This is a genomic window from Pseudomonas sp. Pmew2 (assembly GCF_058129885.1).
In genome coordinates this window covers 1-14,933 of the sequence record NZ_JBYJZP010000004.1, presented here as the reverse complement: position 1 = coordinate 14,933, position 14,933 = coordinate 1, and the positions used below count along the sequence as shown (strand labels likewise).

At 54.3% G+C, this 14,933-nt stretch carries 13 protein-coding genes and 2 pseudogenes; 7 read left to right on the top strand and 8 right to left on the bottom strand.

Features of this window, described 5'->3' with window-relative positions; translation table 11 throughout:
* Positions 1-119 precede the first annotated feature (119 nt).
* Entirely contained in the window at positions 120-410 is a 291-nt protein-coding gene (locus tag AC4ANK_RS29520) for a hypothetical protein (protein ID WP_003344250.1), read from the bottom strand.
* A gap of 80 nt (positions 411-490) precedes the next feature.
* Positions 491-1,141 carry a ParA family protein gene (locus AC4ANK_RS29515; RefSeq protein WP_003344252.1) on the bottom strand — a complete coding sequence of 217 codons (651 nt, stop codon included), beginning with the start codon at positions 1,139-1,141 and terminating at the stop codon, positions 491-493.
* Positions 1,142-1,649: 508 nt separating this feature from the next.
* On the opposite strand from AC4ANK_RS29515, the gene AC4ANK_RS29510 reads away from it, so the two are divergent.
* Both AC4ANK_RS29510 and AC4ANK_RS29505 read left to right on the top strand, forming a co-directional pair.
* Positions 1,650-2,285 carry a recombinase family protein gene (locus tag AC4ANK_RS29510; RefSeq protein ID WP_460385318.1) on the top strand — a complete coding sequence of 212 codons (636 nt, stop codon included), beginning with the start codon at positions 1,650-1,652 and terminating at the stop codon, positions 2,283-2,285.
* Positions 2,286-2,377: 92 nt separating this feature from the next.
* On the top strand, positions 2,378-2,650 hold the full coding sequence (locus AC4ANK_RS29505; RefSeq protein WP_460385317.1) for an arylsulfatase regulator: 273 nt from the start codon (positions 2,378-2,380) through the stop codon (positions 2,648-2,650).
* A gap of 368 nt (positions 2,651-3,018) precedes the next feature.
* On the opposite strand, the gene AC4ANK_RS29500 is transcribed toward AC4ANK_RS29505, so the two are convergent.
* The 3 genes from AC4ANK_RS29500 to AC4ANK_RS29490 form a co-directional block, all read right to left on the bottom strand.
* Positions 3,019-3,876: an NgoMIV family type II restriction endonuclease gene (locus AC4ANK_RS29500; RefSeq protein ID WP_044320079.1), complete on the bottom strand. Its 858-nt coding sequence runs from the start codon at positions 3,874-3,876 to the stop codon at positions 3,019-3,021.
* Between the two features lie 5 nt (positions 3,877-3,881).
* On the bottom strand, positions 3,882-4,838 hold the full coding sequence (locus AC4ANK_RS29495; RefSeq protein ID WP_044424045.1) for a DNA cytosine methyltransferase: 957 nt from the start codon (positions 4,836-4,838) through the stop codon (positions 3,882-3,884).
* A gap of 253 nt (positions 4,839-5,091) precedes the next feature.
* Complete coding sequence (locus tag AC4ANK_RS29490) at positions 5,092-5,859, bottom strand: TOPRIM nucleotidyl transferase/hydrolase domain-containing protein (protein ID WP_460414704.1); 768 nt, start codon at positions 5,857-5,859, stop codon at positions 5,092-5,094.
* A gap of 520 nt (positions 5,860-6,379) precedes the next feature.
* Here AC4ANK_RS29490 and AC4ANK_RS29485 point away from each other — a divergent pair.
* The 5 genes and pseudogenes from AC4ANK_RS29485 to AC4ANK_RS29465 all read left to right on the top strand — a co-directional run.
* Positions 6,380-7,609, top strand: a complete 1,230-nt coding sequence (locus tag AC4ANK_RS29485; RefSeq protein WP_460385304.1) for an IS91 family transposase — start codon at positions 6,380-6,382, stop codon at positions 7,607-7,609.
* A gap of 535 nt (positions 7,610-8,144) precedes the next feature.
* Positions 8,145-8,690 (top strand): annotated as a pseudogene (locus AC4ANK_RS29480) (IS91 family transposase); the annotation flags it as partial.
* 201 nt (positions 8,691-8,891) lie between these two features.
* Positions 8,892-10,406 carry an IS21 family transposase gene (gene istA, locus AC4ANK_RS29475; protein ID WP_054082386.1) on the top strand — a complete coding sequence of 505 codons (1,515 nt, stop codon included), beginning with the start codon at positions 8,892-8,894 and terminating at the stop codon, positions 10,404-10,406.
* A gap of 20 nt (positions 10,407-10,426) precedes the next feature.
* Positions 10,427-11,182, top strand: coding sequence for an IS21-like element ISPsy14 family helper ATPase IstB (istB, locus tag AC4ANK_RS29470; protein ID WP_460383337.1), 756 nt, complete (start codon positions 10,427-10,429; stop codon positions 11,180-11,182).
* A 106-nt stretch (positions 11,183-11,288) separates the two neighbouring features.
* Positions 11,289-11,978 (top strand): annotated as a pseudogene (locus tag AC4ANK_RS29465) (IS91 family transposase); the annotation flags it as partial.
* Positions 11,979-12,168: 190 nt separating this feature from the next.
* Here AC4ANK_RS29465 and AC4ANK_RS29460 read toward each other — a convergent pair.
* The 3 genes from AC4ANK_RS29460 to AC4ANK_RS29450 form a co-directional block, all read right to left on the bottom strand.
* A complete protein-coding gene (locus AC4ANK_RS29460) occupies positions 12,169-12,867 on the bottom strand; it encodes a GNAT family N-acetyltransferase (RefSeq protein ID WP_460385303.1) in 699 nt (232 codons plus the stop codon).
* 239 nt (positions 12,868-13,106) lie between these two features.
* A complete protein-coding gene (locus AC4ANK_RS29455) occupies positions 13,107-13,394 on the bottom strand; it encodes an HU family DNA-binding protein (RefSeq protein WP_057425416.1) in 288 nt (95 codons plus the stop codon).
* 225 nt (positions 13,395-13,619) lie between these two features.
* Positions 13,620-14,933: replication initiation protein (locus AC4ANK_RS29450; protein ID WP_460385302.1), on the bottom strand; the 1,314-nt coding region annotated here is incomplete at its 5' end.

The following is a 14,933-nucleotide window of genomic DNA, read 5'->3' as shown; positions in this document are numbered from 1 at the left end:
GCGTCTTCCTACGCATCGCTATGAAGGCATGACGCCTCCTTCACAGCGTCAGGTTCATGCATAGGCATTTTGAAATTCCTATGCATCAAGGTGGTAGAAGCCCTTGGCACTCGACTTTCTTACTCGCTGGATTGCCAGCCCTTCTTTTTCATGTAGTCCTTCATTGCCTCCTTGAACGCACCTACCTGCGATATATCATTGCTCGCGCAGAATGTGCGGAACTCACGCCTGAATGCTTGATCGAGCTTAAAGCCTAAGTCCACCAGTTTGTCGTCTGCCGCTACCTTAGTATTGTTGCCAACTGCTGCCGTGTCGGCGGCTGATTTTGGTGGCTCACCTAAATCGCGACGTGGTGGTTTGGGCACCTTGACGACAGGGGCTTCGCCGGGCTTGGAAGTCTTGGTAGACATAGCGTTGAGTCCTAAATTAGCGGTGACCTCATAATAACACATTATTAGCTAATTCGCGCTTTAGCTAATTAGCTTTTATGCTATTTAGTGAGTCGGCTGAAGTGATCGACAGCTGATTGGATGACTTCCATTGCCTTGGCGCGTGGGCTCCGAAATGAGGTTTCGGTTACAGAGCGGCCCTTGTTCATTGCGTCTGCATAGCAATCTTGGTGCTGGATTGAACCAGCGAGTGTGGCGAAGCGCGTTTTTCCCAGGTACTCGCGTGCGGCATCAGTTGCCGCATCGCGCTTTGTAGCCTTGCATAGGGCAAACACTATGCGGTCTACCGGCACGCCGTGCAGATCGGCCAAGGTGTTGGCAAGCGCAATTTGTGGGTCGAGGTCGTCTAAAGTTAGGCCCGTTGGCAGTATCAGCAAGTTGCTGGCCTTGGCGATCTTCACAGTTTCTTCGGTGGCGTTCGCCGGGCCGTCGAAAATGTATAGATCGGCATCTCCGGCGCGACTGACTGCGGTGGCCACATTGCCAAAGAGCTGTACCGGAATAGCGGGTTCGATGTTAGCCAGCAGACGGCGCTGCTGCCAGTTGGTAGCTGTAGCTTGTTTTGTGTCGAGGTCGATAATCTTAGTTTCCCAACCTGCTGCCGTGTAGGTGGTAGCAAGTGCGCGCGCGATTGTAGATTTCCAAGCGCCGCCTTTTTGAGAGATGCAGCCGATAGCAAGAGGGGGTAGCATTTGCGGGGCTTCCTTTTTATCTAATTAGCTAATTAGCTAAGACTAAGCAAAGTATAGCCATGATCTGGATGAGTGCAAGCAGATTATTGATTTAGCTAAATAGCTAAATAGCTAAAGGCATTAACCCACCTAGCTATGCCGATAACAGCAATTGGCCATTCATCTTATGGTCGGTTGGTTGCTCCATTGCAGCCTCGGCCGCCAGCGCCACGTAACGCTCCTACGGCTCTTAATGTTGTGGCCTTGGAACTGGCGCAAGGCCATGCCCGGCTCGACCAAGTAGACGCCTTTCTCAGAGTCGCGATTGTGCTAATTAGCTAATTAGCACAATCGTGAACTGACCTATTCCTGTGCTTAGCGCCGAAAGGACACAAAGGTGTAGCGGTGCAAAATGATACGGCTCAAATGGGTAGCTCTTTTCTACATGGCTCTTTAGGATTGCTTTCTGGATAAATGAGCCACCCCTGATAGACTCTGTCCCTTTGGGTATACCAAAATGGGCCATATGATGACGACTCTCAATGTTGCGCGGGTGTACCTGCGTGTCAGTACCGAAGACCAGGACTTGCAGCGCCAAGAAGCGATCATTGGCAATGCGCGAGCATCGGGCTACTACGTGGCTGCGGTCTATCGCGAAAAAGCCTCGGGCGCTCGATCCGACAGTCCCGAGCTGTTGCGCATGATCGAGGACCTGCAACCAGGTGAAGTCGTCATCGCTGAGAAGATCGACCGAATCAGCCGTCTTCCCTTGGTCGAAGCAGAAAGGCTTGTGGACGCGATCAAGGCTAAGGGCGCACGCTTGGCGGTGCCCGGCATCGTCGATTTATCGGAATTGGCCGAGGCATCCAGTGGCGTCGCCAAGGTGGTGTTGCAAGGCGTACAAGACATGCTGTTGCGTGTGGCACTGCAAATAGCGCGTGACGACTTCGAAGACCGTCGAGAGCGACAGCGGCAAGGCATCGACTTGGCTAAGAGCGCTGGTCTATATAGAGGACGCAAGCCGAATGCTAAAGTGCATGAACAGATCATTGCCTTTAAAAGCGGCGGGTGTAGCATTGCAGAGACTGCTCGGCTGGCGGGGGTCAGCGTCAGCCAGGTAAAACGCGTTTGGTCGCAGTACCTGGCGACTAAGGCAGATGTCTGAGGTGCTGCTTGGTTCAGTAACCGTCTGTGACCTTGCTGAATTATTTCCAGCCTCTTGGTCAACAGTATCGAACCCTTTCATCAGGCAAAAAAATGCTCGATTTATCCGCAGAGCAACACCAACTGGCGAAGATAGTCCATGATTATGCCAGCCGATTTCCAGCTACAGAAAGTGGCGATAGCCAGCTACTTCAGGGCTGCTATGACTATATGCTGGCTTTCAAACAGGTGCTCGACAGCTCATCAAAGGTCCAGATGGACTATATCTGCCTGCAATATCCAGGATTGTTTCGCTTCGCGAAAATGATGGAGTTGCTGGCCCAAGGTATTGCTGATGGCGTCATCCAGGTACCGAAAAAACACTAAAAGTGACAGACCGGAAATTTTGGCGATTCCGGCGTCCTACGAAATTGCGCTCCACTTGACCACCCGTTTGCATTCGTTTTGACCAGCGATTGCAACTGATTTGACCAGCACGCGTTGTAACCATGATGGGGTCTGGGGAGCAATGGAACAGGGAAGTCAGTTAAGCGAAACTTCCAGATGGTCAGTGCATCGTTGGGGAGTTGGATCCGCAGCAATGCTTGAATTTTCGTACACTGCTGCCCGGACTAGAGGGCGTTGCGTCCAATTTTCGGTCCTTCTCTGCGTAGTGGTACATTGCCCCTTGGGAGCGAAGCTACAATTTGACGAAATTTAGCTTAACGGGGTTCTATAAACCGGAGCAGGAACAATCATACAGCTAAGTCGAGTGGAATATCACTTATATCTTTAAGCCGTTTTCCGTCAACCATCACGGCAAGCATATCGATAGCATCATACATTTTCAGTTCTTGTAACGTTTCTTGTAGCTCATATAATGCGAAATGATAAACGCAGTCAATATCGCCAGTCCCTAACGCAATTGAGGCTAGCCTGCTGGGCGTAGGCTCTGCGGTCACTACCATTATATTAGGAAGTTTGCCTTTTCTGTTCCTAATGAGATTTAATGCCTCCGAACGGGCATTTTGTGCTCTGTCGCTTCGAATTGTCCATTTGCATGAAATGCTAGCATGAAGCAGTGGATAACCGCCATTCGCTTCTCTTAAACTTGATAGTGTGCATACCGATCTGTCAACAAGTTCCTCATGTCGATTAATGGCATTGTCGGATTCAAGCCCTCTGACTACGACAATGTCGGGCGTAATCGTATAATCTGAGCCCAGAGCCGCAGCCAACTCTGGGTCGTTTCTTGCTGCTCTGTCTAAGGCTACTAAATGAGTATATTGCTCGTACCGAGCAATTTCTAATCTGTTTCTGCCGCCCACTTGATGCACATCCCAGTTCCCAGGTCGTAAATGCCCAAGGTGCAGGAAAGTGTCTTTAACAAAGTCAGCACATAAACCTTCAAACTGATTGCCAGAGGTTTGCCCAGCAAGACGTTCAGCTATGGTTTCTGCTTTTAGAGTCTCAGCAATTCCCCTAGCAATCGCAATACTGGTGCGATTGCTACTGTCAGCGTTGCTTGGAATATTCTTATCATTAATCGTAAGAGTAGTTTTTAACAATGCCGCATGAAAATTTTTACGTGCTTGCTGAAATTGGACGTCCATGACAATTATGCAACCTGAATAAGACGGCGGATTGAAAGAGCTTCAAATATTCTCTCGGCTACTGCTTTTGCAACTGGTGGAGGAAAAGCATTGCCAATTTGACGATAGGTTGCTGTTTTCTTTCCATGAAATTTCCAGTCGTCAGGGAACCCCTGAACTCTCGCCGCCATTCGTGTGGTCAGTCGAGGCATTCCCACAAAATCACTCGCTGGCGGAATGTCAGCTAAACCATGACCACAAACGCCGAGCGTTGCCCAGGCTTTTTTAGCACGAGTTGGTCCCAAGTCTGGACCACCGTGCTTTTTTGACCCCCCAACCAATGTAGGTGCTATCGAGTCAGCAATTTCCCGCCAGCGATCTGCCCCTTTCCAACCATCTACTGCCATCAAATCATGCAGAAGCTGGCCAACAGTTGGCGGCTGCACTAAACCCGGTTCAGGCCAATGAAATTTATCAGCATACTTCTTTTGAACTCCTACAAAAACGACCCTAGGACGAAGTTGTGATACACCATAATCCGAAGCATTCAGCAAACGCCAACCAGCCACATAGCCAAGACTTTTAAGTTGCTTTTCTACCTTGTTGCGGTAATCAGAAAAAATGGCATCCATCAAGCCCCGGACGTTTTCAAGCATTACGGCTTTTGGCCGTATTTCGTCTACCAAACGAATAGCTTCTGGAAAAAGGTCCCGCTCATCATCTGCGCCAAGCTGCAATCCAGCCTTGGAGAATGGAGGGCACGGCACACCGCCTGCCACAAGGTCCACCCCAAAGAAAGGCGATCCATTGAACTGGCGTAGGTCTTCCTCTTTGACGTTCCACTCTGGACGGTTCAGGCGAAGAGTGGCACACGCAGGCGGCTCAATTTCTACCAACGCTTCATGACCAAACCCCGCCATTTCCAGGCCCAGTGCTTGTCCGCCTGCCCCTGCACACATTTCGAGCGATGTAAAACGGCTCATTGAGACCCCCAAAATACTGGATATACATACAATAATGACGAAAAAATACCATAAATACCTATTCTCGTATACGGGGTTAAACGCAATCAATCCCGGTCGAAAAACGCGATGACCGCAGGTCGAGACCATTTCGACTGCAGGCCGCTACAATGTAGAGATTACAAATTGGCCGTTCCATCGGCCAATTTCATAAAGCTCATACATCACAATTCAATTAATAAAATTAAATGTGCTTTTCAAAAAATAATAAGCATTAAGCCAAACCCTTAAATTTAATATTTTCCGATAACCCATTATTTTCTGCCCAGCTTATTACTTTATTACGTAACAATATCTCATACTGCGCAATAGTTTCACCTTCACCACTTCCAAATGGATGGTGATTTTCTCCGTATACTAGATCATTAAGCATATTTTGCACGCCAATCCCGAGATCTGCGTTATCTAATATAGTAAGGTAAGCCATAAGTGGCTTATCTTTTGATTCTTCTTCACCACCTAAAAACCTTTCAAAGTCAGGAATACTGACCTTATGCCGAACTGTTATTCCAGAATCACGCGCAGACGCTATAGCATTTCGTATGCTTGAATTTAGCGACCACATACTGTTATTTCCACCTTTTGAATTATATGGCGCATCACTATCGTGAACAATACCAAAATCCATTTGGAAGTGCTTAAGAACAGATATTAGGGAGAGTAATATTCCTTTGCCTCTAGCCCTAACAATAGTGACTTTATCGGCAAGTTCGTGCTGCCGCTCTATGATGGTAGCTAAAAATGCTGCATGCTCTGTGTCTCCCTCAACCAAAATAGGATAGGACCCAAAAAATATTTCTGCCAAACTCGGATCTATATGCTGTAGCGCTTGAAGCCTTCTTTTTTCATCACCTTGGAATGTTATCAAATCCGACCTGTAGGTCTTAGGAGAAATTAAATCGCCGCCGTGCGTAGCAGGGCGTTCCAGCCTTATGATTGTAGTGTGATCTTCTAAAGCATTTTTTATCGCGGTTAAGCTCATTAAAAACCTGAAGCATAGACCAAAACAACGCCCTTCTAGCACCTGTGCCTTGTTGTGAGACCGAAGTTTCATAATTACCATCTTTCACCTTCAAACCAGCATCTTTTTTTACGAGCCCGGTTAACTCAGATGTTAAACTGGCTGGTTTTATATCAAGCAATACGTGAACTGGGCAGCCTGCGGCTGCAAATTGTGGGATTTTGAAATCGGTTATCATAGCCAAAATTGAGTCGATCCCTCCTCAGCACAGGCTTACACATGGCGTCAGAGACCAAAAAACGTAAACGGGCGAGCCGGGCAAAAGCCAAGGCAAAGCAGACCCGTCTCCAACGCGCCGGGCATACTACCTTCGTGCCCGATACCGACTTTTCCTTCGATATCGATCCTTTCGGTGATGTCGATCTTTGTAGTTGCTGCCAGACAACGTATCTGAACGACAGGTTTCCCGACGCTTCTTGCGTAAGCGTTTAGATGAGAGAAGGGCCAGGCGGATTCGCCATCACCGCCGTCATTCACCACGATGAGGAGCCGCCCTGCTGACGTGGCCTCTGCACCGCCTGCTTACAAACCTCGACCGCTCAAAAACCTCTTCACGGCCAACGGCTGCTGGGCAGATTTGCTGGAAGCCGGCGGTCTGCGCCAAATCGAAGTGGAGTCGATCAGCAAAATGCTCGCCTGCGGCACCTCGATACTGGGCGTCAAACACTACACCTGTGCCAATGAGCATTGCCCGCACGTCAAATACCTGTGCAACACCTGCCATTGCCGGGCCTGTCCCTCCTGCGGCAAAAAGGCCACCGACCAGTGGATCGCCGTGCAAAACAACCGTCTGCCCGACTGCCCCTGGCAGCATCTGGTGTTCACGCTGCCCGACACGCTGTGGTCCCTGTTCTTCTACAACCGCTGGCTGCTCGATGCGCTGTTTCGTCTGGCGGCCGATAACCTGATCTACACCGCCAAGCGGCGCGGTTTGCGCGTCGGGATTTTCGGTGCGCTGCACACCTATGGCCGGCGGCTCAACTGGCATCCCCACGTCCACCTGTCGGTGACCGCGGGCGGCCTGGATGAGCAGGGCGTCTGGAAAAATCTGTCGTTCCACAAAGAGGCCCTGCGGCGGCGCTGGATGTGGCTGGTGCGCGATTACCTGCTGGGACAGCCGCTTTCGCAACTGACGATGCCGCCGCAGCTGGCCCACATCCACTGTGAAAGCGACTGGCGCCGTTTGATACTGACCGCTGGTGGCCAGCACTGGCACATCCACTTGTCGAAGAAGACGGAAAACGGCCGAAAGACCGTCAATTACCTGGGCCGCTACCTGAAAAAACCGCCGATCTCGGGCAGTCGTCTGGCGCATTACACCTGCGGGGCCACGTTGAGCTTTACCTACCTGGATCACCGCACGCAGACCTATCAGCAGGAAACGCTGAGCCAGGCCGACATGCTGCGCCGGGTGGTCCAGCACATCCCGGAAAAGCATTTCCGGATGATCCGGTATTTTGGTTTTCTGGCCAATCGGGTGTGTGGGAAATACCTGCCGAAGGTGTATGAAGCACTGAAGATGGCGACGCCAGGACCGGTACCAAAGCTGTATTTTGCGCCGATGGCCAAAGCCTTTCTAAACGTCGATCCGTTCCGCTGCGTGCTGTGTGGCGCGCGGATGGTATACACGGCAGCGATCAGCGGGCTGACGGTGCAGGGACTGGTCCTCAACGCTCAGGCGATCGCGCAGATGAGGTACGTGAAGCCCTGACAGGGGGAAGGTGCGTCCGCACCTAGGCTCAGCGGTAAAATAAACTGTGTTAATGCGGATTTATAGGGATTTTCACTGCATAAGTAACGCATCAGCGTCTTCCTACGCATCGCTATGAAGGCATGACGCCTCCTTCACAGCGTCAGGTTCATGCATAGGCATTTTGAAATTCCTATGCATGAACTGGGCAGCCTGCGGCTGCAAATTGTGGGATTTTGAAATCGGTTATCATAGCCGAAATCGAGTCGATCCCTCCTCAGCACAGGCTTACACATGGCGTCAGAGACCAAAAAACGTAAACGGGCGAGCCGGGCAAAAGCCAAGGCAAAGCAGACCCGTCTCCAACGCGCCGGGCATACTACCTTCGTGCCCGATACCGACTTTTCCTTCGATATCGATCCTTTCGGTGATGTCGATCTTTGTAGTTGCTGCCAGACAACGTATCTGAACGACAGGTTTCCCGACGCTTCTTGCGTAAGCGTTTAGATGAGAGAAGGGCCAGGCGGATTCGCCATCACCGCCGTCATTCACCACGATGAGGAGCCGCCCTGCTGACGTGGCCTCTGCACCGCCTGCTTACAAACCTCGACCGCTCAAAAACCTCTTCACGGCCAACGGCTGCTGGGCAGATTTGCTGGAAGCCGGCGGTCTGCGCCAAATCGAAGTGGAGTCGATCAGCAAAATGCTCGCCTGCGGCACCTCGATACTGGGCGTCAAACACTACACCTGTGCCAATGAGCATTGCCCGCACGTCAAATACCTGTGCAACACCTGCCATTGCCGGGCCTGTCCTTCCTGCGGCAAAAAGGCCACCGACCAGTGGATCGCCGTGCAAAACAACCGTCTGCCCGACTGCCCCTGGCAGCATCTGGTGTTCACGCTGCCCGACACGCTGTGGTCCCTGTTCTTCTACAACCGCTGGCTGCTCGATGCGCTGTTTCGTCTGGCGGCCGATAACCTGATCTACACCGCCAAGCGGCGCGGTTTGCGCGTCGGGATTTTCGGTGCGCTGCACACCTATGGCCGGCGGCTCAACTGGCATCCCCACGTCCACCTGTCGGTGACCGCGGGCGGCCTGGATGCGGATTCCACGACTATCCGGACACCCATTCCACCAACATCCGGACACTGATTCCATGCTGATCCGGACACTCATTCCACAAGCATCTGGACACCGATTCCACGGCCATCCGGACACTTTCAGGCAGGCAGCAACGCAGGACTATTCACTACTATCGACCTCTTTTTTCGAAGCGAAGAGGTCGTCGTGGAGCGTTTATCCATGCGTAAAATCCGAGAGGTACTACGCCTAAAGTTCGACGCTGGCCTGTCCGTGCGCAAGATCGCCGCCAGCTTATCCATCGGCCATTCGAGTGCAGGGGATTACCTTTGCCGGTTCGCCGCCAGTGGGCTTCAGTGGCCCATCGATATTTCTGACGCGGAGTTGAATCGACGGCTGTTTCCACCGGCAGTGCCAGTGCCGACCGACCAGCGCCCAATGCCTGACTGGGCATGGGTACACGCGGAGTTGCGCCGCCCCGGCGTCACTTTGGCCTTGCTCTGGCAGGAATATCGACTCGCTCACCCGCAAGGCTTCCAATACAGCTGGTTCTGCGAGCACTACCGCCTTTGGACCGCCAAGGTCGACGTGGTCATGCGCCAGGAGCATCGTGCTGGCGAAAAGCTGTTCGTCGATTACGCCGGGCAAACAGCGCCGGTCATCGACCGACAAACCGGCGAGATCCGTCAGGCTCAGATCTTCGTCGCCGTTCTCGGCGCGTCCAGCTACACCTTTGCCGAGGCCACCTGGTCGCAGAAACTGCCCGACTGGCTGGGCTCGCACGTCCGATGCTTTGCTTTTTTCGGCGGCACAACGCAGATCCTGGTGCCCGATAATCTGCGCAGTGGCGTGACTAAAGCGCACCGTTACGAGCCGGATATCAACCCCAGCTACCGCGATCTGGCCGAGCATTACGGCGTCGCCGTCTTGCCTGCTCGCTCGCGCAAGCCCAAGGACAAAGCCAAGGTCGAAGTCGGCGTGCAAGTGGTCGAACGCTGGATCCTGGCGGTGCTGCGCAACCGCCAGTTCTTCTCGCTTGGCGAACTCAACACAGCCATCGCGCTACTGCTGGATCGCCTCAACCACAAGCCCTTCAAAAAGCTGCCCGGCTCACGCCGGTCAGCCTTCGAGGCCATCGACCAACCGGCCCTGGAAGGCCTGCCGGAACACCCGTACGTCTATGCCGAATGGAAAAAGGTACGCGTCCATATCGACTATCACGTTGAGGTCGATGGCCACTTTTACTCGGTGCCGTACCAGCTGGTGAAGCACCAAGTCGAAGTGCGGCTCACGGCCCAGACCGTCGAGTGCTTCCACGCCAACCAGCGCGTGGCCAGCCACCTTCGCTCGCAGCACAAAGGCCGCCACACCACCCAAACCGAGCACATGCCCAAGAGCCACCGCGAGCACGCCGAATGGACACCGCAACGGCTGATCCGCTGGGCAGAGCAGACCGGGCCTAACACCGCCGGCGTCATCACCTACATCCTCGAACGCCGAATCCATCCGCAACACGGCTTCCGCGCCTGCCTGGGCATCCTGCGCCTGAGCAAACAGCACGGCGAAGCGCGGCTGGAAGCCGCGTGCCAGCGGGCGCTGGCACTGGGCGCATGCAGCTACAAAAGCCTCGAGTCGATCCTGCGCCAAGGGCTGGAGCGCCTGCCGCTGGCCCAGCAAAACCTGCCGCTGCTGCCTGACGAGCACATCAACCTGCGTGGCCCGGGCTACTACCACTGACCTGAGAAAGGAGCTTCGAAATGCTACCGAATCCAACGCTCGACAAGCTACAAACCTTGCGCCTGCACGGCATGATCAAGTCGCTGGGCGAACAACACGCAACGCCTGATATCAATGATCTGAGCTTCGACGAACGCTTCGGTCTGATGGTCGATCGCGAGCTGACCGAGCGCGAAGACGCCCGCCTGACCACCCGCCTCAAAGCCGCGCGGTTGCGCCACAACGCCTGCCTGGAAGACATCGACTACCGCAGCCCGCGTGGCCTGGATAAGGCCTTGATCCTGCAACTGGGCAGCGGCCAATGGCTGCGCGATGGCCTGAACCTGATCATCGGCGGGCCGACGGGCGTAGGTAAAACCTGGCTTGCCTGCGCGCTGGCTCACAAAGCCTGCCGCGACGGTTACAGCGTGCGCTATCTGCGTCTGCCGCGCTTGATGGAAGAACTAGGCCTGGCCCACGGCGATGGCCGCTTCGCCAAATTGATGGCCGGCTACGCCAAGACTGACCTGCTGATCCTGGACGACTGGGGCCTGGCACCGTTTACCGCCGCGCAACGGCGCGACATGCTTGAGCTGCTGGACGACCGCTACGGCAACCGCTCGACGCTGGTGACCAGCCAAATGCCAGTGGACAAATGGCATGCGTTGATCGGCGATCCGACCTTGGGCGATGCGATCCTCGACCGGCTGGTGCATAGCGCTTATCGAATTGAACTGAAGGGTGAATCGATGCGCAGGCGCGCAACGAAATTGACGGCGGCAGGGGCTTCAGACTAACAATGCAAACCTGCGTCGCTGCGCTCCGACTGCCTGTCCGGATAAGCGTGGAACGAGTGTCCGGATGTTGGTGGGCTGAGTGTCCGGATGACGTGGAATTCGCAGCCTGGATGAGCAGGGCGTCTGGAAAAATCTGTCGTTCCACAAAGAGGCCCTGCGGCGGCGCTGGATGTGGCTGGTGCGCGATTACCTGCTGGGACAGCCGCTTTCGCAATTGACGATGCCGCCGCAGCTGGCCCACATCCACTGTGAAAGCGACTGGCGCCGTTTGATACTGACCGCTGGTGGCCAGCACTGGCACATCCACTTGTCGAAGAAGACGGAAAACGGCCGAAAGACCGTCAATTACCTGGGCCGCTACCTGAAAAAACCGCCGATCTCGGGCAGTCGTCTGGCGCATTACACCTGCGGGGCCACGTTGAGCTTTACCTACCTGGATCACCGCACGCAGACCTATCAGCAGGAAACGCTGAGCCAGGCCGACATGCTGCGCCGGGTGGTGCAGCACATCCCGGAAAAGCATTTCCGGATGATCCGGTATTTTGGTTTTCTGGCCAATCGGGTGTGTGGGAAATACCTGCCGAAGGTCTATGAAGCATTGAAGATGGCGACGCCAGGACCGACACCGAAGCTGTATTTTGTGCAGATGGCCAAAGCCTTTCTAAACGTCGATCCGTTCCGCTGCGTGCTGTGTGGCGCGCGGATGGTCTACACGGCGGCAATCAGCGGGCTGACGGTGCAGGGACTGGTCCTCAACGCTCAGGCAATCGCGCAGATGAGGTACGTGAAGCCCTGACAGGGGGAAGGTGCGTCCGCACCTAGGCTCAGCGGTAAAATAACCTGCACAAATTCGGATTGATAGGGATTTTCACTGCATAAGTAACGCATCAGCGTCTTCCTACGCATCGCTATGAAGGCATGACGCCTCCTTCACAGCGTCAGGTTCATGCATAGGCATTTTGAAATTCCTATGCATGAACCTGCCGTCAGACGGTCGCCTGACGGTCCTTCAGGCGACTTTCAACGTACTCCCGAGCTTGTCGTTCGAGTTGATCGGTATGACGCGCGAGTTGCTTCTCTGCTTTGCGCATCTCCTTGAGACCCCACTTCTGCACAAGGCGGTCGTAGATTACTCCAGCTTCTGGAGAATCGTAAATTGGCTGAACGTTGAGTATCTGCATCATCCCTTTCGTACTCTCAGACCGTGTATTCATCACAATCTGGGTGTTGTGTGAATCAATAACTTGCATGCCTGCTGACTCGTAAAATGGCACTTTTTTGATCGTGCACGTCAGCTCAGTGTGGGGGTACAACCCGATCAGCGCTCTCATCAATTCACGACCTATACCACGGCATCGATGAGACTGCCTCACACACATGTAATTGACTCCGCAAGCCTCGGGATGAGTAGCCACAGGCAAGTACAGAACAAAACCGGTCACAACCTCTGTATCTACCTCATCAAATGCCACTAAAAGCTCTACGGGTTTGCCTGGCTCTTCTGAGATTCGACTCAGATATACGCCCACCTCTGTAGGCAGAGCCCAACGAAAAACCTCATACATGAGATTGCTTGGCGGCACCGAATTCAAGCTCAGCTCAGTAACGTTGTCGGTGACCAACTGGATAACCTGGTCACCAACGCCATACGGAATGGGATGTGTGTCGTATCGGGTAATAATCATTATGAAACCTTGGGATAACGTGTAAGGGGGCTAATCCAAACCGCCGAAAACTCCGTCGGAAACGTCGACAGAGTGGTTCCCGACTGTATTGCTATACGACACGGTTTCCCGTGTACATTTTGACCCCTCATTCAGGCCGTTTTCCGCTTGGCGGCATTAATGCCGGGAAACAAATGTTTGGCGTCAATCCGCACCATTACTGGCTTTCCGCCCATGACGGAAATTTCGGCGGTTACGGCTTACAACCCCTTGTTGATCGAGTCGTTCAGCACTTTGGCCGGGACGAACTTGATAGCTTTCTTGGCAGCAATTTCGATAGCGGCACCAGTCGAAGGGTTGCGGCCAGAGCGTGCTGGACGCTCTGCAACTTTCAGTTTGCCGATGCCCGGTAGAGTGATTTCTGCACCGCTTTCCAGCTGGTCGGCAACGATCTGTCCCAATTGCTCAAGAGCCTTACGCGCGGTGGTTTTTGGCGCATCGATAGCTTCTGCAATACCGGCAACCAATTGGTCTTTCGTCAGAGCCATGGTGGTGTTCCTTCCCTATCAAATTCATTTGGATTGCAGAGTAAGGGGTCGGCTTTGGGCAAGCAAGAGCCCAGCTCTCCAGTAGCAGCCCCCATTTACCGCGAAATGTCGAGACACCAACCAGGCTTGAGTTCGGCCAGAACACTCACTGGCAGCAGTGCTGGCGGGCTATGCAGCGCAATACTGTGAAGGCTGCACGCACTGAATTCATACGCTCACTCCCCATCATGAACCATCCTCATGTTCTGTTGTTAAGGGCTCTCCGGCTTGCGGCCCCTGCGGGACCGCAGATATCTGATGTACAGCATATGACACCCCCTGGTCGCGATCCGTCAGGGCCTGTTTTTTCAAGCACTGAACGGCCTCTCGGGGGGCCGCTTGGTCGCCCGGGGTTACAGTCGGCATCGCGTCTGCGCTCACCTTGAGCACACTCACAGTGGCAGGCTTGGTCACCTCAGACAGGATGTGTGCGTACCTGGCCACCGTGCTCGCAGAAACGCCGGCGAGTGCTGCAATCGCAGAACGCACCAGTGCCTTGCCCTGGTCTTGAAGCTGACGGCACGCGGCGCGTATCTTCGATTCGGTGGCTTTGTGCCGCAGTTCATGGGTGCGCCTGGCAGCCAGGCTTTGCCGTTCGGTGAGCGACAAGCTGCCATCGAGCTGCATTGCCCCTCGATGGCAGCGACGATCACCGGTGTATCGATCCCATGTCCAGCGACCTACGGATTTGACCGTGGCGCGTATCGAGGACAGCGGCAGGTTTTCCGAAAACCCCTGCTTTAGAAAGCTGTTGTGGTTGTAGGCATACGCATCGAGCGAGCGCATGAACGACTCGAACGAACCCAGCTCACGCTCGCGATTGACGATGCTGTACGCAAAATAGCGCAGCTGCTCGAACAGGATGCAGTGCCGCGAATGGCTGACCTGGTCAAGCTTGGGCCCTGTGGCCCACGGCTTGACGGTCAACTCCACAGCGCTCGCCAGTTCGCCCAGTTCGTACACGTGGCTGTGGAATTCGGTCGTCTCCCACCAGGGGTGACCGGGTGTTTTGGCGACAGGGCCACCGTGATAGTCCACGTCCGCGTCGAGGCGAGCGGCAAACGCGGCATAGATCGCCTTCATGTACTGAATCGGCTTGGCCCGTGCATTCTCTGTCGTGCATACGGACGGCACGGCATAGAACAACTGGGAATGGCCGCTCTTGCGGTTGCGCACCATCAGATTCGGCGCGGGCAACCCGGCATCGTCCCAGGCTAATGCGTTGGCATGGTCCAGGTCGAACACCAGCCAGGACACCATGCCGGGGCGATTGACCTGCATATAGGGGTAACGCAGCGCGTATTCACGAGGACGGACGCGAGTCGCGGTTTTGTCGTCACTGCACCGCGCCATGTACGGCGCTTCCAGCAATAACCGGTTGAGCGCAGTGCCGTCTTCGAAGAAACGGGCAGGCGGCATGTGGGTGCTGCTGGCCAGCGGATCGGCGTTGGCCGTGGGTGAGGTCGCGCGGGCAAGACTGATCGCGTTGTCGTGGCTCAT